General features: G+C 70.6%; 17 protein-coding genes. 10 read left to right on the top strand and 7 right to left on the bottom strand.

Annotation, left to right across the window (positions count from 1 at the left end):
- Nucleotides 1–58: 58 nt before the first annotated feature.
- Nucleotides 59–829, top strand: a complete 771-nt coding sequence (locus tag WG923_RS23140) for a 3-hydroxybutyrate dehydrogenase (RefSeq protein WP_340353370.1) — start codon at nt 59–61, stop codon at nt 827–829.
- Nucleotides 830–965: 136 nt separating this feature from the next.
- Here WG923_RS23140 and WG923_RS23135 read toward each other — a convergent pair whose 3' ends face one another.
- The 3 genes from WG923_RS23135 to WG923_RS23125 all read right to left on the bottom strand — a co-directional run bounded on the left by WG923_RS23135 (nt 966) and on the right by WG923_RS23125 (nt 3,555).
- Entirely contained in the window at nt 966–1,781 is an 816-nt protein-coding gene (locus WG923_RS23135) for a metallophosphoesterase family protein (protein WP_340353369.1), read from the bottom strand.
- Nucleotides 1,778–2,770 carry a diacylglycerol/lipid kinase family protein gene (locus tag WG923_RS23130; RefSeq protein ID WP_340353368.1) on the bottom strand — a complete coding sequence of 331 codons (993 nt, stop codon included), beginning with the start codon at nt 2,768–2,770 and terminating at the stop codon, nt 1,778–1,780. Before WG923_RS23130 ends, WG923_RS23135 begins: the two co-directional genes overlap by 4 nt.
- An 80-nt stretch (nt 2,771–2,850) precedes the next feature.
- Entirely contained in the window at nt 2,851–3,555 is a 705-nt protein-coding gene (locus WG923_RS23125) for an SIMPL domain-containing protein (protein WP_340353367.1), read from the bottom strand.
- A 209-nt stretch (nt 3,556–3,764) separates the two neighbouring features.
- On the opposite strand from WG923_RS23125, the gene ompR reads away from it, so the two are divergent.
- Both ompR and WG923_RS23115 read left to right on the top strand, forming a co-directional pair.
- Nucleotides 3,765–4,496 (top strand): osmolarity response regulator transcription factor OmpR, encoded by a 732-nt coding sequence (ompR, locus tag WG923_RS23120; RefSeq protein ID WP_169419489.1) that lies wholly within the window; start codon nt 3,765–3,767, stop codon nt 4,494–4,496.
- A gap of 151 nt (nt 4,497–4,647) precedes the next feature.
- On the top strand, nt 4,648–6,102 hold the full coding sequence (locus WG923_RS23115) for a sensor histidine kinase (RefSeq protein ID WP_340353366.1): 1,455 nt from the start codon (nt 4,648–4,650) through the stop codon (nt 6,100–6,102).
- 3 nt (nt 6,103–6,105) lie between these two features.
- On the opposite strand, the gene ispF is transcribed toward WG923_RS23115, so the two are convergent.
- Both ispF and ispD read right to left on the bottom strand, forming a co-directional pair.
- A complete protein-coding gene (gene ispF / locus WG923_RS23110) occupies nt 6,106–6,582 on the bottom strand; it encodes a 2-C-methyl-D-erythritol 2,4-cyclodiphosphate synthase (protein WP_340353365.1) in 477 nt (158 codons plus the stop codon).
- A gap of 1 nt (nt 6,583) precedes the next feature.
- Nucleotides 6,584–7,282, bottom strand: coding sequence for a 2-C-methyl-D-erythritol 4-phosphate cytidylyltransferase (ispD, locus tag WG923_RS23105; protein WP_340353364.1), 699 nt, complete (start codon nt 7,280–7,282; stop codon nt 6,584–6,586).
- A 106-nt stretch (nt 7,283–7,388) separates the two neighbouring features.
- Between ispD and mfd the strand changes: the two genes are divergently transcribed.
- The 5 genes from mfd (at nt 7,389) to serB (ending at nt 14,602) form a co-directional block, all read left to right on the top strand.
- Nucleotides 7,389–10,832 (top strand): transcription-repair coupling factor, encoded by a 3,444-nt coding sequence (gene mfd / locus WG923_RS23100; protein ID WP_340353363.1) that lies wholly within the window; start codon nt 7,389–7,391, stop codon nt 10,830–10,832.
- Nucleotides 10,833–11,015: 183 nt separating this feature from the next.
- Entirely contained in the window at nt 11,016–12,377 is a 1,362-nt protein-coding gene (locus WG923_RS23095) for an NfeD family protein (protein WP_445322966.1), read from the top strand.
- Between the two features lie 29 nt (nt 12,378–12,406).
- Entirely contained in the window at nt 12,407–13,174 is a 768-nt protein-coding gene (locus tag WG923_RS23090) for a slipin family protein (protein WP_340353362.1), read from the top strand.
- 49 nt (nt 13,175–13,223) lie between these two features.
- On the top strand, nt 13,224–13,844 hold the full coding sequence (locus WG923_RS23085) for a hypothetical protein (protein WP_445322968.1): 621 nt from the start codon (nt 13,224–13,226) through the stop codon (nt 13,842–13,844).
- Nucleotides 13,845–13,879: 35 nt separating this feature from the next.
- The gene (gene serB, locus WG923_RS23080; protein ID WP_340353360.1) at nt 13,880–14,602 is read left to right on the top strand and encodes a phosphoserine phosphatase SerB; all 723 of its coding nucleotides are present in this window, start codon (nt 13,880–13,882) and stop codon (nt 14,600–14,602) included.
- A 273-nt stretch (nt 14,603–14,875) separates the two neighbouring features.
- Here serB and WG923_RS23075 read toward each other — a convergent pair whose 3' ends face one another.
- Both WG923_RS23075 and WG923_RS23070 read right to left on the bottom strand, forming a co-directional pair.
- Nucleotides 14,876–16,438 carry an alkaline phosphatase D family protein gene (locus WG923_RS23075; protein ID WP_340353359.1) on the bottom strand — a complete coding sequence of 521 codons (1,563 nt, stop codon included), beginning with the start codon at nt 16,436–16,438 and terminating at the stop codon, nt 14,876–14,878.
- Complete coding sequence (locus tag WG923_RS23070) at nt 16,438–17,703, bottom strand: MFS transporter (protein ID WP_340353358.1); 1,266 nt, start codon at nt 17,701–17,703, stop codon at nt 16,438–16,440. The genes WG923_RS23075 and WG923_RS23070 overlap by 1 nt, the downstream gene beginning before the upstream one ends.
- A gap of 97 nt (nt 17,704–17,800) precedes the next feature.
- On the opposite strand from WG923_RS23070, the gene WG923_RS23065 reads away from it, so the two are divergent.
- Nucleotides 17,801–18,931, top strand: coding sequence for an ABC transporter substrate-binding protein (locus WG923_RS23065; protein ID WP_340353357.1), 1,131 nt, complete (start codon nt 17,801–17,803; stop codon nt 18,929–18,931).
- 123 nt (nt 18,932–19,054) lie between these two features.
- Nucleotides 19,055–19,690 carry a CDP-alcohol phosphatidyltransferase family protein gene (locus WG923_RS23060; RefSeq protein ID WP_340353356.1) on the top strand — a complete coding sequence of 212 codons (636 nt, stop codon included), beginning with the start codon at nt 19,055–19,057 and terminating at the stop codon, nt 19,688–19,690.
- Nucleotides 19,691–19,915 lie beyond the last annotated feature (225 nt).

Here is a 19,915-nt window from a genome sequence, read left to right as displayed (position 1 = left end):
TAAGCTCGCTGGCTCGGCTGCTTGAAGCCCAGATTATCCCGGACAGGAGAGAACCCCCATGCTGAAAGGCAAGACCGCCCTCGTCACAGGCTCCACCAGCGGCATCGGCCTGGGCATCGCCAAGGCCCTGGCCCGCCAGGGTGCCAATATCGTGCTCAATGGTTTCGGCGACGTCGAAGGCCCCAAGGCCGAGGTCGCGGCGCTGGGCGTGAAGGTGGGCTACCACGGTGCGGACATGAGCAAGCCGGCCGAGATCGAGGCCATGATGCGCTACGTGGCCGAGACCTTCGGCCGCACCGACATCCTGGTCAACAACGCCGGCATCCAGCATGTGGCGCCGATCGAGGACTTCCCGCCCGAGCGCTGGGACGCGGTGATCGCGATCAACCTGACGAGCGCCTTCCACACCACGCGGCTGGCGCTGCCCGCCATGAAGGCGGCGAACTGGGGCCGCATCGTCAACATCGCCTCGGTGCACGGGCTGGTCGCCTCGGTGCAGAAGTCGGCCTACGTGGCCGCCAAGCACGGCATCGTCGGCCTGACCAAGGTGACGGCGCTGGAGACCGCCACCACCGGCATCACCTGCAACGCGATCTGCCCCGGATGGGTGCTGACGCCGCTGGTGCAGAAGCAGGTCGATGCGCGGGCGGCGTCGGCGGGCGTGAACAACGAGGAAGCGAAGAAGCAGCTGCTGGCCGAAAAGGAGCCCTCGCTGCAATTCACCACCCCCGAGGAACTGGGCGAACTGGCCGTCTTCTTCTGCTCCGACGCCGGCAAGAACGTGCGCGGCGTGGCGTGGAACATGGATGGGGGCTGGGCGGCGCAGTAGGCCGCCAGGGGTTCAACAGCCGGACGCAGAGGACGCAAAGGGTACGCAGAGGACGCAAAAAAGACATTTTCAAAGTGGATGTTCTTTTGCGTCCTCTGCGTACCCTTTGCGTCCTCTGCGTCCGGAAGTCCGCCTTTCACTCCCCGAGCTTCAACTCGTACGGGTGCGTCATCTCGAAGCGGTTGTCCGCCAGGTCGTAGTCCCAGCGCTCCACCTTGCAGGAGCGCGGCTCGCCGGGTGATGGCGTCGACCAGCGGATCAGGTTGACCGAGTTCGGCGTGTTGTGGCGCACCCGGTGCGAGAACGCCGTTCCCGCCTGCACGCAATACATCGTGCGCGGGGCGCCCTTCGCCCGCGCACACACGTCGCTCACGTAGGGCAGGTGGATGTGGCCGCCCAGCACCAGGTCCGCGCCCGCGCGGGACCAGGCCTGCACCGCCTCCTCGCCGCCGTGCAGCCGGTCCTTCTCGTCCTGCGGACGCGTCACGCACGCCGGCTGGTGCGTGACCACGATGCGCAACTGCTCGCGCCGGGCGGAGCGCAGGCGGTCCGACACGCGCTTGATCTGCCGCGGCGACACCTCCCCGTCCTTGTGCCGCTCGGGCCGCGTCGTGTTGACGCCGATCACCAGCACGTCCGCGAACTCCAGCTCCGGCTCCAGGTCGTGCCCGAACACGCGCGAATAGCCGCGGTAGGGCGCGAACAGGCGCGCCGCGACGTTGTAGAGCGGGATGTCGTGGTTGCCCGGCAGCGTGAGCACATGGTCCACGGCCAGCGAATCGCGGAACGCCCCCGCGGCGGCGAATTGCGCGCGGCGCGCGCGCTGCGTGATGTCGCCGCTCCAGATCACCGCGGTCGGCCTCTCCTGCCGCACCAGCGCCTGTACGGCCGCCACGACCGGTCCCTCCTCGGTCCCGAAATGGGTGTCGGACAGGTGCAGGATGACGGTCATTGGACGGGCAGTCGTTGTTCGGGGGGCGGCAGCATCAGCAGCAGCGGGCGCGGGGCGACGGTGAAGCGCAGCGGCAGCTGCATCCAGCTCACCTCGCCGTCGGTGGCGACCTTCAGCCGCTTCGCGTGGCGCGCGCCCACGGTGAGCGTGCGCAGGGAGAAGGATTCGATCTCGGGCTCGGCGGCGAGTCTGCCGAGCGCGGCGGCCGCGAGCATGCGCAGCTTCGGCCAGGCGCTGCTGCCCCGCACCAGCAGGCCGGCCAGCCGGCCCTGCCCCAGCTGCGCGACGACGGCCTCCTCGACGCCCAGGCGCTGCAGCTGCAGCGGGTTGTTGCAGACGAAGACACTGGCCGTGCGCAGTTGCGTGAGCCGCCCATCGAGCTCGGCGTCCAGCACCAGCCGCACGCGCCATTCCATCAGGCTCTTGAGCGCCGACAGCATCGCGATCCAGCGCCGCCGGCCCAGCTTCTTCTTGGCGATTTCGCGGTCGGCCAGCAGCTTCGGGTACAGGCCCACGGACGCGTTCACCAGGAAGGCCCGCTGGTTCACCCAGCCCACCTGCACCGGCTCGGGCTGCGCGTTCAGCAGGGCGCGCGCGGCCTCGGCGGCCTCGAGCGGCAGGCCGTGCTGGCGGGCGAACAGGTTGAAGGTGCCTTGCGCGATCACGCCCAGCGGACAGTCCTGCGCCAGGGCCGCCTGGGCGGCGCAGTTGATCGTGCCGTCGCCGCCGGCGGCCACCAGGATGCCGCCGTGCTCTTTCGCCAGGCGTGCGGCCTCCCGGCAGGCCTGCACGATCCCGCCCGCGGCCACCGGCAGGAAGCGATGCGCGCGGCCGGCGCCCTCCAGCTCGGCGGCGATGGCCGCGCGCACCTCGTCCTTCTCGTTCTTGCCGGAGCCGCGGTTCATCACGATGAACAGCTCTGCGTCCGGCCGCACGCCGGCGCTGCGCTCCAAGTCGGGGTCGTCGTGGGGGGAAAGGACGGCGGCCATCCACTGCAGCTTAGCCGCGCCGGCACCGCCGGCCTGTCGGACTGGGCCCAGCGCCGCATGCGGCGCGAGCCCGCGACGGATCAGCGCAGTTGGACGGAGCCGGACACCGTCACCGTCACCGCGCTGCGCCCCGGCTCGACCGGCACCGACGCATCGGCGGCCGCGACCCGCCCCTCCTGGGCGGCCATCCGCATGCGCGGCATGAAGCCCGGCTCGTTGGCGTTCACCGCCACTTCGCGCAGCGTGTAGCCCGAAAAGCCGAAGCCGCGGGCGAGCTCGGTGGCCCGCGCCTTGAAGCGCTCGATGGCCTGCGCCTGCGCATCGCCCTCCACCTTGGCGCGCTGCTCGCGGCTCAGGCCGAAGCTCACGCCGCCCAGCGTCATGGTGTTGATGCGGCCGGCGGTCTGGGTGATGCGGGCGAAGTCGCGGCCCTCCAGCACCAGTTCGGCGCTGCCCGTCCAGCCGGCGATCTTGCCGTCGCGGTTGTGCCGGGGGTAGAGGGCGAAGTTGCCGGTGCGCACGTCCAGCTGCCCGGGCTGCGCGTTGCGCTTGGCCTCGGCCAGCGCGGCGTCGAGCGCCGCCTTGAGCTGGGCCTGCACCGCGGCCGGATCGCTGCCATCGCGCGACGTGGTCAGCGACATCATCAGCAGGTCCTGCTGGACTTCGACGGTGCCGCTGGCCTGCAGCTGCAGGACGTTCTGGGGCGGCGGGACGGTCTGGGCGGAAGCGCCGGCGGCGGCGAGCGCCAGGGCGCCGGCCGCGAGCAGGCGGGAAAGTCGTGTCATCGTTGCTCCGGTTGAGGGGTGGCGCACATTCGCCAGCACCCCGTGATCATGTAGAACGCCCCGGCGCCGCCGGGGGCCATATACGCCTTGTCAATCGCGAGAGTCCAGGGCAACATCTGTAACACTGTGAAAGGCAGGGAAGAAAAGCGCGAAATGCGGTCCGGCTGACCTCAAAATCGGCGCTGTTACAAATTGGCCCCTGGAGAACCATGACGCAAGCTGCAGCACGGACCGACAAGATCCTCGTCGTCGACGATGACGCGCGTATCCGCGACCTGCTTCGCCGCTATCTCACGCAAGAAGGCTTCGAAGTGATCCTCGCCGAGGACGGCAAAGCCCTCAACCGCCTGATGCTGCGCGAGACGGCGGACCTGATCGTGCTCGACCTGATGATGCCCGGCGAAGACGGCCTGTCGATCTGCCGGCGCCTGCGCGCCGCCAACGACCGCACGCCCATCATCATGCTCACCGCGAAGGGCGAAGACGTCGACCGCATCGTCGGCCTGGAAGTCGGCGCCGACGACTACCTGGGCAAGCCGTTCAACCCTCGCGAGCTGCTGGCGCGCGTGCACGCCGTGCTGCGCCGCCGCCCCGCGCAGGAAGCGCCCGGCGCGCCCTCTTCCGACAACGAGGTGGTGAGCTTCGGCCCCTTCGCGTTCGACCTCGGCGCCCGCACCCTGCGCAAGAACGGCGAGGAACTGCCCCTGACCACCGGCGAATTCGCGATGCTCAAGGCGCTCGTGCGCCACCCGCGCCAGCCGCTGTCGCGCGAGAAGCTCGCGCAGCTGGCCCGCGGCCGCGAGTTCGAGCCGTTCGACCGCAGCCTCGACGTGCAGGTCTCGCGCCTGCGCAAGCTGATCGAGGCCGATCCCGCCTCGCCGCGCTACATCCAGACGGTCTGGGGCGTCGGCTACGTGTTCGTGCCGGACGGCGCGGGCTGATCGCGGCGGCGCGCGGCGCGCGCGCATGACAAATGACACGGCCGTGCCGGTATCCCCGAATGACAAAGATGCCGGCGCACCCCACAATGCCTGCTGAGCAGACGCGTCGTCTGTCGTTCGTCACCTGTCCTTGCCGATGATCCGCGCCGTCATGACCCACACCGAGCAAACCAGCCCTGCGCCGCTGGAAACCGCGCCGGCTCCGCTGGAGATGCGGCCGCGCCTGGGCCTGTCGCTGTTCTGGCGCACCTTCTTCCTGCTGTCGCTGCTGCTCATAGGCTCCATCGTGGCCTGGCTGCAGACCTTCCGGGCGCTGGAGTTCGAGCCGCGCGCGGTGCAGACGGCGCAGCAGATCGCCTCGCTGGTGAACCTCAGCCGCGCGGCGCTGGTGCACGCCGACCCGATCGCGCGCGTCTCGCTGATCAAGACCCTGGCCGACCAGGAAGGCGTGCGCATCGTGCCGCGCGAGCCCAAGGACAAGTTCGCGCCGCTGTCGGCCAGTGCGATGGACCGGCGCATCCTGGACGAGCTGGCCGGGCGGCTGGGCAACGGCGCCATCATGGCCAGCAGCGTCAACGGCGAGGAAGGCCTGTGGATCGGCTTTCGCATCGACCGCGACGGCTACTGGATGCTGCTGGACCGCAACAAGTTCTCGCAGGTGGGCGGCAAGACCTGGCTGGTCTGGCTGATCACGGCGGCGGCCTTGTCGCTGGCGGGCGCGGCGGTGATCGCGCGCCTGATCAACCGGCCGCTCAAGCAGCTCTCGTTTGCCGCCAGCCGCGTGCGCGACGGCGACTTCGATGCCAGCCGGCTGGACGAAAAGGCGGTGACCAGCGAGATCCGCGAGGTGAACATCGGCTTCAACCGCATGGCGCAGCAGCTCGCCAAGATCGAGCAGGACCGCGCGGTGATGCTCGCCGGCATCTCGCACGACCTGCGCACGCCGCTGGCCCGCCTGCGGCTGGAAACCGAGATGAGCGTGGTGGACCCCGATGCGCGCGAGCACATGGCCGCCGACATCGACCAGCTCGACGCGATCATCGACAAGTTCCTGGACTACGCCCGCCCGGACCACGCGGAGCTCAAGCCGGTGGTGCTGAACGACGTGATCGAGGCCTGCATGTACGCCATCGAGGACCACGGCGACATCCGCGTGAACCTCGACATGCCCAAGAACCTGCAGGTGCTGGCCGACGAAGTGGAGCTTGCCCGCGTCGTCTCCAACCTGCTGGAAAACGCGCGCCGCTACGGCAAGACGCCGGAGACCGGCATCGCGGTGGTGGACATCGCGGCCAAGGCGCGCAACGAGTGGGTGCTGCTGAAGGTGCGCGACCACGGCATGGGCGTGTCGCCGGAGGCGCTGCCGAACCTCGTGAAGCCCTTCTTCCGCGGCGATGCGGCCCGCACGGCGGCCACCGGCGCCGGCCTGGGCCTGGCGATCGTCGACAAGACGGTGCAGCGCATGGGTGGGATCTTCGCGCTGTCGAACACCAGCTCCGGCGGGCTGGCCGCGCACATCAAGCTGCAGCGGCCGAAGATGATGCCGCCGATGCCGGGCGGCGGCAACGGCGAGTCGGAACGGAACTGGGCGAAGGAAGCGGCCTGAGGGCTACTTCGCCAGCAGCACCACCGCCCGCGCCTCGATGCCCTGCCCCATCCCCACGGGGCCCAGCCGTTCGGCCGTCTTGGCCTTCACGTTGACCTGAGCCGGCGCGACGGCCAGCGCCTGCGCGATGCGCACGCGCATGGCCTCGATGTGCGGCGCCAGCTTCGGCGCCTGTGCCACCACGGTGCTGTCGACGTTGACGAGGTTCCACCCGCCTTCGCGCACCCGCCGCATCGCTTCCTGCAACAGCGCCACGGAATCGGCGCCGCGAAAGCGTTCGTCGGTGTCCGGAAAATGGCGGCCGATGTCGCCCAGCCCCGCTGCGCCGAGCAGCGCATCGGTGATCGCGTGCAGCAGCACGTCGGCATCCGAGTGCCCCAGCAGCCCGCGTTCGTGCGGGATCTCCACGCCGCCGATCACCAGGCGGCGCCCCGGCACCAGGGCGTGCGTGTCCCAGCCTTCGCCGATGCGCAGTTCCACGCTAGCGGACGCGACCGCGCAGCACGGCCTCGGCCATCGCGAAGTCCTCGGGGTAGGTGACCTTGAAGTTCTGCGCGCCGGCTTCCACCAGCAGCGGCTTCAGGCCCATCTTCTCGATCGCGCTGGACTCGTCGGTGACGTCGCCGCCCGCCCCCTCCAGCGCCTGCCGCAGCATGCCCAGGCGGAACATCTGCGGCGTCTGCGCCTGCCACTTGTCCGTGCGCGTCACGGTCGCCGCGACGCGGCCGTTCTCGCCGATCTTCAGCGTGTCGGGCAGCGGATGGGCCAGCAGGCCGCCCACCTCGTCGTTGCTGCACTGGTCGATCAGGCGGTCGATCAGCTGCGGCGTGATGAGGCAGCGCGCGGCGTCGTGCACCAGCACCCAGTCGCTGTCGACGGCGCCGGCGCGGCGCAGTTCGCGCAGGCCGTTGGCCACGCTCTGCGCGCGCGTGGCTCCGCCGCAGGGCACGACCAGGGCCGAGGTGGTGGGGTTGCGTTCGAAGAAGCCGTCGGTCGGCGCCACCACCACCAGCGTGCGCGCGATGCGCTTGACGCCGGCGAAGGCGGACAGGGTGTGCCAGATCATCGGCTGGCCGGCCACACGTTCGTATTGCTTCGGGCCGGCCGTGCCGGCGCGGCTGCCGTTGCCGGCGCAGGGGACCAGGGCGAAGTAGCGGGAGCTGGATGCGGTTGCGTTCATATCCGTCCCTTTCATTCTAAGGAGAGCGTCGTTCCCCCTACAATGGTCGCACACCCCGCCCTCTCCAGGCGCGGGGTGTTTTGCATTTTTGCCGTCGCTCCCCCGTATGGACCTGCCCAAGCTTTCCCCTGGACGAAGGATGACCGTGCCGCGGCCGGTCGGCTCGGCCGACGCGCTGCTGCTGGCGCGGCTGGCCCAGCGCGAACTGCTGGACGGCAAGCTCACCGCCATCGTCACGGCCGACGCCAACGACGCCCAGCGCCTGCTGGACGAGATCGCCTTCTTCGCGCCCGACTTGCGGTGCGCCCTCTTCCCGGACTGGGAAACGCTGCCCTACGACCAGTTCTCGCCCCACCAGGACCTGATCAGCGAGCGGCTCGCCACGCTCTGGCGCATCCTGCAACGCGAGGCCGACGTGGTGCTGGTGCCCGCGAGCACGGCCCTGTACCGCGTCGCGCCGCCGGCCTTCCTGGCCGGCTACACCTTCCACTTCCGCGTGCAGCAGAAGCTGGACGAGGCGCGGCTGAAGGCGCAGCTCACGCTGGCCGGCTACAACCACGTGACGCAGGTGGTGAGCCCCGGCGAATACGCCGTGCGCGGCGGCCTCATCGACCTGTTCCCCATGGGCTCTCCGGTGCCGTACCGCGTGGACCTGTTCGACGACGAGGTCGACTCGATCCGCACCTTCGACCCGGACACGCAGCGCAGCCTGTACCCGGTGCCCGAGGTGCGGCTGCTGCCCGGGCGCGAATTCCCGATGGACGACGACGCGCGCTCGCGTTTCCGCAGCCGCTGGCGCGAGCTGCTCGAAGGCGACCCGACCAAGAGCCGCATCTACAAGGACATGGGCAACGGCGTCGCCACCGCCGGCATCGAGTACTACCTGCCGCTGTTCTTCGAGGACACGGCCACGGTGTTCGACTACTTCGGCGAGCAGTCGACGCTGGTGCTGCACGGCGAACTGGAGCCTGCGTTCCAGCGCTTCTGGCAGGACACGCGGGACCGCTATCGCCTGGTGCAAGGGGACCCCGAGCGCCCCGTGCTGCCGCCGGAGGCGCTGTTCCTCTCCAGCGAGCAGTTCTACACGCGCGCCAACGAACAGGCGCAGCTCGCGCTCAAGTCGGTGCCGCAGGAGGAAGGCTACGCGGAGTTCCGCCGGCTGCCGGACCTCGCCGTGGTGCGCGGCGCCGAGGAGCCGCTGAAGAACTTCAAATACCACGCGCAGCATTCGACGCATCGCGTGCTGGTGCTGGCCGAAAGCGCGGGCCGGCGCGAGAGCCTGCTCGATTTCCTGCGCGCCAGCCACCTCACGCTGCCGGCCTTCGAGACGCTCGCGGAGTTCCAGGCCAGCGAGGAAAAGCTGGGGATCGCGACCGCGGCGCTGGCGAGCGGCTTCGCCTGGGCCGAGGAGCGCATCGACTTCGTCACCGAGACGGAGCTGTTCGCCAGCGCGCCCACCGCGCGGCGGCGCAAGAAGCAGGAGCAGGTCAGCGACGTCGAGGCGCTGATCAAGGATCTCTCGGAGCTCAATATCGGCGACCCCGTCGTGCATGCGCAGCACGGCATCGGCCGCTACCGCGGCCTCATGAGCATGGACGTGGGCCAGGGCAGCACGGAGTTCCTGCACCTGGAATACGCCGACAAGGCGACCCTCTACGTGCCGGTCAGCCAGCTGCACCAGATCAGCCGCTACACCGGCGTGGGCGCCGACGAGGCACCCCTGCACAAGCTGGGTTCCGGCCAGTGGGAGAAGGCCAGGCGCAGGGCGGCCGAACAGGTGCGCGACACCGCGGCCGAACTGCTGAACCTGTATGCGCGCCGCGCCGCGCGCCAGGGCCACGCCTTCCGTTTCTCGGCCCAGGACTACGAGGCCTTCGCCGACGACTTCGGCTTCGAGGAGACGCCGGACCAGAAGGCGGCGATCCACGCGGTGATCCAGGACATGGTGTCGCCGCAGCCGATGGACCGCCTGGTCTGCGGCGACGTCGGCTTCGGCAAGACCGAGGTGGCGCTGCGTGCCGCCTTCGTCGCGATCACGGGCGGCAAGCAGGTCGCCTTCCTCGCGCCGACCACGCTGCTGGCGGAGCAGCATTACCAGACGCTGGTCGACCGCTTCAGCAAGTGGCCGGTGAAGGTGGCGGAAATGAGCCGCTTCCGCTCCGGCAAGGAGATCACGGCGGCGGCCAAGGGCCTGGAGGACGGCAGCATCGACATCGTCGTGGGCACGCACAAGCTGCTCTCCACCTCGATCAAGTTCAAGAACCTGGGCCTGCTGATCATCGACGAGGAGCACCGCTTCGGCGTGCGCCACAAGGAGGCGATCAAGGCCATGCGGGCCGAAGTGGACGTGCTCACGCTCACGGCCACTCCGATCCCGCGCACGCTGGGCATGGCGCTGGAGGGGCTGCGCGACCTGTCGGTGATCGCCACCGCGCCTCAGCGGCGGCTGGCCATCAAGACCTTCGTCCGCAACGAGGGCAACGGCGTGATCCGCGAGGCGGTGCTGCGCGAATTGAAGCGCGGCGGCCAGGTGTACTTCCTGCACAACGAGGTGGAGACGATCCAGAACCGGCGCGAAGCGCTGGAGCGCCTGCTCCCGGAGGCGCGCATCGCCGTCGCCCACGGCCAGATGGCCGAGCGCGAGCTGGAGCGCGTGATGCGCGAGTTCATCCAGCAGCGCCACAACGTGCTGCTGTGCTCCACCATCATCGAGACCGGCATCGACGTGCCGACGGCCAACACCATCGTGATCGCGCGCGCGGACAAGTTCGGCCTGGCGCAATTGCACCAGCTGCGCGGGCGCGTCGGCCGCAGCCACCACCAGGCCTATGCCTACCTGATGGTGCCGGACATCGAGAGCCTCACCAAGCAGGCGGCGCAGCGGCTGGAGGCGATCCAGCAGATGGAGGAGCTGGGCTCGGGCTTCTATCTGGCGATGCACGACCTGGAGATCCGCGGCGCCGGCGAGGTGCTGGGCGAGAACCAGAGCGGCAACATGCTGGAGGTCGGCTTCCAGCTGTACAACGAGATGCTGTCGGAGGCGGTGAGGTCGCTCAAGGCCGGCAAGGAGCCGGACCTGCTGGCGCCGCTGTCCGTCACCACCGAAATCAACCTGCACGCGCCGGCGCTGCTGCCGGACGACTACTGCGGCGACGTGCACCTGCGCCTGTCCTTCTACAAGAAGCTGGCCACGGCGAAGAACGTCGACCAGATCGACCGCCTGCTGGAGGAGATCGTCGACCGCTTCGGCAAGCTGCCGCCGCAGGGCCAGACGCTGATCGACGTGCACCGCCTGCGCGTGCTGGCGCGGCCCTACGGCGTGGTGAAGGTCGATGCGGCGCCGACGATGATCAACATCACCTTCCGCCCGAACCCGCCGGTGGAGCCGCTGGCGATCATCCAGCTGGTGCAGAAGAACAAGCACATCAAGCTGGCCGGCAACGACAAGCTGCGCATCGAGAAGTCGCTGGTGGACGCGAAGGACCGGGCGCAGATGGTGCGGGATGTGCTGCGGTCGCTGGGGCAGCCGAAGGTGGCGGAGCCGGCGTAGCAGGCTGCACCGCCCGCGCAGGCCGGAACCCGTAGGCTGGCGGTGAACCGCGCGCAGCGCGCGTGAACCCCAGCGCTTCGCGCAGCGCTGGGGTTCCGCTCCCGCTGCACCGCCAGCCTACGCAATCCGCCCGGACCGCGCGGCGACCGTTGACTCCTGCCACCCCCGGCCTAGACTCGCCCCATGAGCCGTGCCCTCCGCCGCCTGCTCTGCCTCCTGGCCCTGCTGCCCGCCATGCTCGGGGCCTTGGCGGAGGATGTTGCCCGGGCGCCGGTGGTCGTGCTGCAGGTCGACGGCGCGATCGGCCCGGCCACCGCGGATTACCTGCACCGCGGGCTCGCGCTGGCGCAGCGCCAGCGCGCGCAACTGCTGGTGCTGCAGATCGACACGCCCGGCGGGCTGGACGCCGCGATGCGCAGCATGATCAAGGACATCCTCTCCTCGAGCGTGCCGGTCGCGACCTTCGTCGCGCCGGGCGGCGCGCGCGCGGCCAGCGCCGGGACGTATCTCCTCTACGCCAGCCACGTCGCCGCGATGACGCCGGCCAGCAACCTCGGTGCGGCCACGCCGGTGGCCATCGGCATGCCGGGCGGCGGCCAGCCGGCCAACCCGCTGCCGGCCCGGCCGGCCTCGGGCGCCAGTGCCGCAGCGGCCCCCGAAGCCGGCGACGCGATGGCGGCCAAGCGCATCCACGACGCTTCGGCCTACATCCGCAGCCTGGCGCAATTGCGCGGCCGCAATGCCGAGTGGGCGGAGCGGGCGGTGCGCGAAGCGGTGAGCCTGGCGGCGGCGGAGGCGCTGCAACTGAAGGTGGTGGACCTGGTCGCCACCGACGTTCCCGACCTGCTGCGCCAGCTGGACGGCCGCGAGCTGCGCGTGAACAACGGCATGCAGCGCCTGCAGACGCTGGGCGCCCCGGTGCAGCCCTTCGAGGAGGACTGGCGCAGCCGCCTCCTCTCCACCATCACCAATCCCAGCCTCGCGCTGCTGTTGATGATGGTCGGCCTGTACGGGCTGGCCTTCGAGTTCGGCAACCCGGGCATGGTGGCGCCGGGCGTCATCGGCGCCATCTGCCTGCTGCTGGCCCTGTTCGCGCTGCAGATGCTGCCGGTGAACTACGCGGGCCTGGCGCTGATCCTGCTGGGCATCGGCTTCCTCGCCGCGGAGGCCTTCGTTCCGAGCTATGGCGCGCTGGGGCTGGGGGGCATCGTGGCCTTCGGCTTCGGCTGCGTGATCCTGATCGACAGCGACTCGCCCGGCTGGGGCATTCCGCTGCCGCTGATCGGTGGCTTGGCGCTGCTGTCCGCTGGTTTCATCGCGGTCGTGGCCGGCATGGCGGCGCGGGCACGCCGGCGGCCGGTGGTGACGGGCGCGCAGACGCTGGTGGGCGCCAGCGGCAAGCTGGTGGAATATTCCGGCGGCCAGGGCTGGGCGCTGGTGCGGGGCGAGCACTGGAAGGTGCACGGCCCGGAACAGCTGCAGCCTGGCGACACGGTGCGGATCACCGGCCTGCGCGGCGGCCTGCTCGAAGTGGCGCCGACCTGAGCGACGGGTCGGACAAGAAGGAGAACGACATGCTTGTCGGCGGCGGCCTCGGCCTGGTGGTGCTCCTGCTGGCGGTGCTGGCGGCATCGGCGCTGCGCGTGCTGCGCGAGTACGAGCGCGGCGTGGTGTTCCAGCTCGGGCGCTTCTGGAAGGTCAAGGGTCCGGGCCTGGTCATCCTGATCCCGGGCATCCAGCAGATGGTGCGCGTGGACCTGCGCGTCGTGGTGATGGACATCCCGAGCCAGGACGTGATCACCCGCGACAACGTGTCGGTGAAGGTGAGCGCGGTGCTGTACTTCCGGGTGGTGGACCCCGAGCGGGCCATCATCCAGGTCGAGCGCTTCCTGGAGGCGACCAGCCAGCTGGCGCAGACGACGCTGCGCGCCGTCCTGGGCAAGCACGAGCTCGACGACCTGCTGGCCGAACGGGAGCGCCTGAACCTCGACGTGCAGAAGATCCTGGACGCGCAGACCGACACCTGGGGCATCAAGGTGACCAACGTCGAGATCAAGCACGTGGACCTGAACGACACCATGGTGCGCGCCATCGCGCGCCAGGCCGAGGCCGAGCGCGAGCGCCGTGCCAAGGTGATCCACGCGGAAGGCGAGTTGCAGGCCTCGCACAAGCTGGCCGAGGCAGCCGAGGTGCTGGCGCACCAGCCGCAGGCCCTGCAACTGCGCTACCTGGAGACGCTGACCGTCATCGCCGCGGACAAGAACTCCACGATCGTGTTCCCCCTGCCGCTGGACATCGTCGGTCCCCTGATGCGCCGGTTCATCAAGCCCGACGAGGGGTGAGCCGGGGCCCCACCGCTGCCACGGTCACTACACTGTGGTCGTGGAGTCCGTGATGTTCGATGTGCTGCTCGCCGGCCTGGCGCTGGCGCTGGCCCTGTGGCTGCGGCCGTGGCGCCTGCTGGCGGGCCGCGCGGCGCTGGTCACGCCGCTGCTGGCCACGCTGGTGATCCTGCCCTGGCTGTGGGCGCTGCCCGCGCTGCTGCAGGTCTCCGTCCAGCTGCAGTGGTCCGGCGCCGTGCTGGTGCTGCTGATGCTCGGGTGGCCCATCGCCGTGCCGGTGCTGCTGCTGGTCGCCGCGCTGGCCTGGCTGATCTCGCCGATGTCTGCCCAGGCCGCCCTGGCCGTCGGCGTGTGGCAGGGCATCGTGCCCGCGACGCTGGCGCTCGCGGCCGGCGCGGCGGTGCGGCGCTGGCTGCCGCCCCATCCCTTCGTCTACATCCTCGGCCGCGGGTTCCTGAGCGCCGTGGTGTGCCTGTTCGCGGCGCGCCTGCTCGCGCAGCAGTTCGGCACGCCGTGGGCGGCGCCCGCGAGCGGCATGGGACTGGTGGTCGCGCAGTGGCTGATGGCGTGGGGCGACGCCTTCGTCACCGGCATGCTCACGGCCATCTTCGTGGCGTTCAAGCCCCAGTGGCTGCTGACCTGGTCGGACGCGCGCTACCTGCGGCGCTGAGGCAGGGTCCCGGCCGCGATGCGAAAATCCCTGCCATGCCCGTCCAGGAATTCCCCCCCGGCCTCGAGATCCGGGGCTTCACGCCGCCGCTGCGCCTTGCCGATTTCAAGCTGATCGCCTTCGACATGGACTCCACGCTGATCAACATCGAGTGCGTGGACGAGATCGCCGATGCCGTGGGCATGAAGGCCGAAGTGGCCGCCATCACCGAGGCCGCGATGCGCGGCGAGATCGCCGACTACAAGGAAAGCCTGCGCCAGCGCGTCGCGCTCCTCAAGGGCGTGACGGTCGCCGACCTGGAAGAGATCTACGTGCAGCGCCTGCAGCTCAATCCCGGCGCGGAAAGGCTGGTGCAGGCCTGCAAGGCCGCGGGCCTGAAGACGCTGCTGGTCTCGGGCGGCTTCACCTTCTTCACCGACCGCATCCGCGACCGCCTCGGGATCGACTTCACGCGCTCCAACGTGCTGGAGATCCGCTCCGGCCCGAACTGCGGCGAGCTGACCGGCCGCATGGTGGACCAGCCCTGGGGCGACATCTGCGACGGCGCGGAGAAACGCAGGATGCTGCTGGAAACCTGCCGGCAGCTCGGGATCCCGCCGCAGCAGGCCATCGCGATGGGCGACGGGGCCAACGACCTTCCCATGATGGGAGAGGCGGGGCTGTCGGTGGCGTACCACGCCAAGCCGAAGGTGCGGGAGCAGGCGATGGTGGCGATCAACGATGGGGGACTCGACCGGCTGCTGGAGGTGTTCGCGTAGGGGCTGGGGTGGACTCGTAGGCTGGTGGTGAGCGCGCGCAGCGCCGAACCCCAGCGCTTCGCGCACCGCTGGGGTTTCGCTTCGCTCCACCGCCAGCCTACGGCCCACCGGCCCACCGGCCCACCCGGCCCACCCGGCCCACCGGCCCACCGGCCCACCCGGCCCACCGGCCCACCGGCCCACCCGGCCCACCCGGCCCACCCGGCCCACCCGGCCCACCCGGCCCACCGGCCCACCGGCCCACCGGCCCACCGGCCTACCCGGCCACGCCGTTCAAACCCGCTGCACCACCGGCCGACCCGATTCGACTTCGAAGCGCGCGAGCGTGCCGACGCCGCTCTCCCGCCGCGTCACGTCGTCCACGCCGCGCAGCGTCACCTGCAGCCGCTGCGGCGTGAACTCCGCCAGCCCATACCCCCGGTGGTCCGCCTCGGCGTAGACGAAATGCGGGTTCTCCGCCAGCCGCACGCCGATCGTCTCGGGCCGGGTCGTGCGCGAGGTGATGCTGGTGCCGCAGAACTCCACGCCGACACTCGCGCTCTCGGGCCGCTCGTAATCCGCCTTCACGTGCCCCACCCAGTTCTCGTGCACGTCGCCTCCGAGCAGCACCGGATTGGACGCGCGCGATTCCTGCAGCGCCTCCACCAGGCGTCCGCGCGCCGCCGCGTAGCCGTCCCAGCCGTCGTTCCACAGCAGCCGGCCCGGGCCCGGTGCGAAGTCGCGCTGGCCGAACAGCGTGGACTGCCCGATCACCGTCCAGGCGGCGCCGGCGCGCGCGAGCTGCGCGGCCAGCCACGCTTCCTGCTCCATGCCCAGCATGGTCCGCGAGGCATCGTTCCAGATCGGACATTGCAGCGGGTTGACGACGCTGGAGCCGGTCAGCCCGCCCGCGGTGCAGGCCTGCGGACTGCGGTACTGGCGCGTGTCCAGCAGGAGCAGCGAGGCGAGCCGCCCGAAGCGCTGCTGGCCGTAGATGCGCAGCCCCCGGCCGCTCGCCAGCCCCTCGAGCGCGCGCGTCAGCACGCTCGCGCGCACCGGCGTGTGCTCGTACCACGCCTGGTACGCGAGCGCGCGCCGGCGCGGGAAGTCCGCCACCGCGGGGCCCGCACTGCCCGCCTGCTCGCCCGCGTAGTCGTTCTGCACCTCGTGGTCGTCCCAGGTGTACAGCCACGGGCACGCGTGGTGCATCGCCTGCAGGTCGGCGTCGGTGCGGTACAGGGCGTAGCGCGCGCGGTAGTCGTCCAGCGAGAGCACCCAGCTGCCGCCCGGCGAGCGCACCGCGTTCACCGCGGTCGGGTACTCGTAGATGTAGTCGCCCAGGAACACCACCGCATCGGGCGCGTCCGCGCGCATCTGCCGGTAGGCGCTGAACCAGCCATGCTCCCAGCGCTGGCAGGAGGCGTAGGCCAGGCGCAGGCGCTGCACCGGCGCGTCGTCGGCGGGAAAGGTGCGCGTGCGCCCGACCGGGCTGGCCCAGGGGCCCGCCATGAAGCGATAGAAGTACCAGCGGTCGGGCGCCAGCCCCTGCGCCTCGACGTGCGCCGAATGCGCCAGCTCCGCCAGCGCCTGCGCCTGCCCCGACTGCGCGATGCGCGTGAAGGCTTCGTCTTCCGCGATCTCCCAGCGCAGCGTGACCGCATCGCGCGGCAGTCCGCTGCCGGCCAGGCGCGTCCACAGCACGACGGATGTGGCCGTCGGCGAGCCGCTCGCCACGCCGAGCGTGAACGGGTTGTCCGCGATGCGCGGTTGGCTCCACGCATGGCGCGGCAGCCACAGGGTGCTGGCCGCGGCGGCTGCGAGCTGCAGCAGCCGGCGCCGATCGCAGGAGTGCGCCATCACGCGGCGGCGCGGGGCGCGCCGGCCGGCCACCCGCGGATCAGTCCGAGCGCGCTCGCCCGCCACAGCAGGAAGCCCACGATCGACAGGTTCAGCAGGTTCCACGCGATCCCGTTCAGGAACGCCGCGCGGTAGGAGCCCGTGAGGTCGAACACCGCGCCCGACATCCAGCCGCCCAGCGCCATCCCCATCAGCGTCGCCATCAGCACCGTGCCCACCCGCGAGCCGACCTCGTCCGGCGCGAAGTACTCCCGCACGATCATCGGATAGCAGGGCACGATGCCGCCCTGGAACAGCCCGAACAGGGCCGACACGACATACAGCGAAACGAGCCCCTCGGACGGCAGGAACAGCAGCAGCGCCACGCCCTGCAGCAGCGAGCCGAGCAGCAGCGTGCGCAGCCCGCCGATGCGGTCGGAGATCCAGCCCGAGACGAGCCGGCTCACCACGCCCATCGCCAGCATCAGCGACAGCATCTCGGCGCCGCGCGCGGCGCCGAAGCCGAGGTCCCCGCAGTACGCCACGATGTGGACCTGCGGCATCGACATCGCGACACAGCACGCCACGCCCGCGGTGGACAGCAGCGCGAGCAGCAGGCCCGGCGCCATGCCGAGCGGACGCGCCGATGCGGCCGGCCCGCCCGAAACGGCCACCGGCGTGGCGACGGGCTGCGCGGGCGGGCGCCGCCGCAGGAACAGCGCCAGCGGCAGCATGCTCGCCAGGCAGAACACGCCCATGCCGATGTAGGTCTGGCGCCAGCCGACGGTGTCGATGAAGTGCTGCATCACCGGCGGCCACACCGTGCCGGCGGTGTAGTTGCCGCTCATGCAGATCGCCAGCGCGATGCCGCGGCGGCGGTCGAACCAGCGCGTCGTGTCCGCCACCAGCGGCGCGAAGCTCGCCGAGGTCCCGAGCAGGCCGATGAGCACGCCCTGCGCGGCGCCGAACAGCAGCACGTTGGGCGCGAGGCCCGCGGCAATGTAGCCCAGGCCCAGGCCGACGCCTCCCAGCATCACGACGACCATCACCCCGAAGCGGTCGGCCAACCGCCCCATGAGGATTCCGCCTAGGCCAAATCCCACCATCGTCAAGGTGTAGGGAATCGACGCATCGCCCCGTGCAATTCCGAAGTCCTGCTGCATCCGGGGCAACACCACCGTGATCGAATACATGCCGGATCCGCCGATCGTCATGAGAACGAGTGACATCACGAGGCGCCCCCAGGCGTAGGGCGATTCGATCCATTCGCGGCCGCTGGTCTGCATGGTTCCGGATTGGATACCATCCGGGCCTCGACGCAACGGGACCGCAGTCAGGGCTTTCCACATTGCCCTCCCCGTGCGTTGCCAAGGAGGAGATTCGATGCAGTACAGGCAATGGGCGGCGCAGGCAGTTCTCGCGCTGGCCGGTGTCGCGGGCGGACACGCCGCGCAGGCGGCGCAGCTGGTGGTGGGGCAGGTCGCCCCCCTGACGGGTCTGGAGGCGGCGCAGGGCCGCGCCTACTCGCTCGGAATGCAGCTCTATTTCAACCAGGTGAACAAGGCGGGCGGCATCAACGGCCACACCTTCAACCTCGTCAAGCGCGACGACAACGGGCGCCCCGAGGACACCCTCAGCGCCACGAAGGCCATGCTCGCCGAGGACCGGCCGCTGGTGCTGGCCGGCTTCTTCGGCAGCCGCAACATCGCCGAACTGCTGGCCGCCGGCGTGCTGGAGAAGGAACGCATCGCGCTGGTGGGCTACCGCACGACCGAGCTGCGCCCGCAGAACCCGCAGCTGTACAACGTGCGCGCGACGCTGCGCGACGAACTGCACAAGCTGACCGAGCACCTGGCCACCATCGGCATCACGCACCTGGGCCTGTTCTACGAAGACGGCGCCGGCGCCCCGGCGCTGCTCGAAGCCGCCGCCGAGGCCGCGGCAAAGGCGCACGCGACGATCGAGACCAAGGGCTCGTACCCCGCCGGCACGGCCCGCGCCACGCAGGCCGTCAACCTGTTCGTCAAGACCCCCCCGCAGGCGATCCTGATGGTGGCGAGCGGCGCGGCCGCCGCGGCCTTCATCGAGCAGTACCGCGCGGCCGGCGGTGCCGCGCAGCTGTTCGCGCATTCGGGCGCCGACATCGAGCAGCTCTCCAAGCGCCTGTCCGAGGAGCAGATGCAGGGCGTGGCGATCGCGCAGGTCACGCCCAACCCGTACCGGATCTCCACCCGCATCGGCAAGGAGTTCAACGACATCATCGCGAAGTCGCCGGCGCTGGAGGTGCCCGTGAGCTACTCGATGATCGAGGGCTTCATCGCCGCCAAGGTGATCGCCGAGGCCGTGCGGCGCCAGGGACCCAGGCCCACGCGCGAGGGCACGCAGCGGGCGCTGGATGCCATGGACAGCTACGACGCGGGCGGCTACCTGGTGGGCTTCAGGCCCGACCAGCACAACGGCTCGCGCTTCGTGGAGCTGTCGATCGTCAGCGGCGCCGGCCGCATCCGCCAGTAGGCGGCGCGTCCGGGCGGCGCCCGGACCGCGAAACGTCGGCTCCTGACTACACCGGCCCCTGCCCGGGGCCGACGGCGCGCCGGCTAGCTGGTGCTTATCGTGGACGGGCTTCGAGGAGCCACCATGCAGACCACCGCGCCCCGTCCGCGCCATTTCTCCATGGTCAGGGAATTCCACCTGGCCGACTTCTTCACCCTGGGCAACGCGGCCTGCGGGGTGGGCGCGATCCTGCTGGCCATGATGTTCATGGCCAGCGGCGACCGCGCGCATTTCCTGTTCGCGGCGGCGCTCGCGCCGGCGGCCTTCATCTTCGACGTGCTCGACGGCCGCATCGCGCGGGCCCGCCACCAGCACTCGGCGCTGGGCCGCGAGCTCGACTCGCTGTCCGACGTGATCTCCTTCGGCATGGCGCCGGCGGCACTTGCCTTCGCGGCCGGCCTGCAGGGCGGCTGGGACGCCGCGGCGCTGATCTACTTCGTGTGCTGCGGCGTCAGCCGCCTGGCGCGCTACAACGTGACGGCGGAGCAGCTCGCCGAGGACGATTCCGGCAAGGTGAAGTACTTCGAGGGCACGCCGATTCCCACCAGCGTGGTGCTCACCGGCGTCCTGGCGTGGGCGGCATGGCAGGGGCAACTGGGCGACCGCATCTGGGGCGGCGTGGTGGACCTGGGCCCGTGGGACTTCCACCCCATCGCCCTGCTCTTCGTGCTCTCCGGCAGCCTCATGATCAGCAAGACGCTGCGCATCCCGAAGTTCTAGGAGCAGGCGCCTAGTGTCCTGTCCCGTAAATATCTAGGCCCTCGCTGCCCCGTATCGGGCCGCAGGCAAGGCGCGGGCGCGGGTCAAGCCTGGACGGTTTGACCCGTGCACGCAACGCGGCATGCGGCCCGATACGGGGCAGCCCGGAGGGTTCGGCGCAGGCGGGGCCCTCGGCGGTCGTGCCGCGGGGGGGGGGCCCCCCCCCGGGGGCCCCCCCGGGGCCCC

Source organism: Ramlibacter sp. AN1133 (assembly GCF_037890035.1).
Classification (GTDB): domain Bacteria; phylum Pseudomonadota; class Gammaproteobacteria; order Burkholderiales; family Burkholderiaceae_C; genus Ramlibacter.
The sequence above is the reverse complement of the archived record's forward strand: the minus strand, read 5'-3'. Positions and strand labels throughout refer to the sequence as shown.

Bases quoted from the DNA above. Each gene is read 5' to 3' on its own strand.
- WG923_RS23125 (WP_340353367.1), bottom strand. From the start codon at position 3,555: ATGACACGACTTTCCCGCCTGCTCGCGGCCGGCGCCCTGGCGCTCGCC.
- ompR (WP_169419489.1), top strand. From the start codon at position 3,765: ATGACGCAAGCTGCAGCACGGACCGACAAGATCCTCGTCGTCGACGAT.
- serB (WP_340353360.1), top strand. From the start codon at position 13,880: ATGCCCGTCCAGGAATTCCCCCCCGGCCTCGAGATCCGGGGCTTCACG.
- WG923_RS23060 (WP_340353356.1), top strand. From the start codon at position 19,055: ATGCAGACCACCGCGCCCCGTCCGCGCCATTTCTCCATGGTCAGGGAA.
- WG923_RS23130 (WP_340353368.1), bottom strand. From the start codon at position 2,770: ATGGCCGCCGTCCTTTCCCCCCACGACGACCCCGACTTGGAGCGCAGC.
- WG923_RS23115 (WP_340353366.1), top strand. From the start codon at position 4,648: ATGACCCACACCGAGCAAACCAGCCCTGCGCCGCTGGAAACCGCGCCG.
- WG923_RS23070 (WP_340353358.1), bottom strand. From the start codon at position 17,703: ATGCAGACCAGCGGCCGCGAATGGATCGAATCGCCCTACGCCTGGGGG.
- WG923_RS23135 (WP_340353369.1), bottom strand. From the start codon at position 1,781: ATGACCGTCATCCTGCACCTGTCCGACACCCATTTCGGGACCGAGGAG.
- WG923_RS23090 (WP_340353362.1), top strand. From the start codon at position 12,407: ATGCTTGTCGGCGGCGGCCTCGGCCTGGTGGTGCTCCTGCTGGCGGTG.
- WG923_RS23095 (WP_445322966.1), top strand. From the start codon at position 11,016: ATGAGCCGTGCCCTCCGCCGCCTGCTCTGCCTCCTGGCCCTGCTGCCC.
- mfd (WP_340353363.1), top strand. From the start codon at position 7,389: ATGGACCTGCCCAAGCTTTCCCCTGGACGAAGGATGACCGTGCCGCGG.
- WG923_RS23065 (WP_340353357.1), top strand. From the start codon at position 17,801: ATGCAGTACAGGCAATGGGCGGCGCAGGCAGTTCTCGCGCTGGCCGGT.
- WG923_RS23075 (WP_340353359.1), bottom strand. From the start codon at position 16,438: ATGGCGCACTCCTGCGATCGGCGCCGGCTGCTGCAGCTCGCAGCCGCC.
- WG923_RS23140 (WP_340353370.1), top strand. From the start codon at position 59: ATGCTGAAAGGCAAGACCGCCCTCGTCACAGGCTCCACCAGCGGCATC.
- ispD (WP_340353364.1), bottom strand. From the start codon at position 7,282: ATGAACGCAACCGCATCCAGCTCCCGCTACTTCGCCCTGGTCCCCTGC.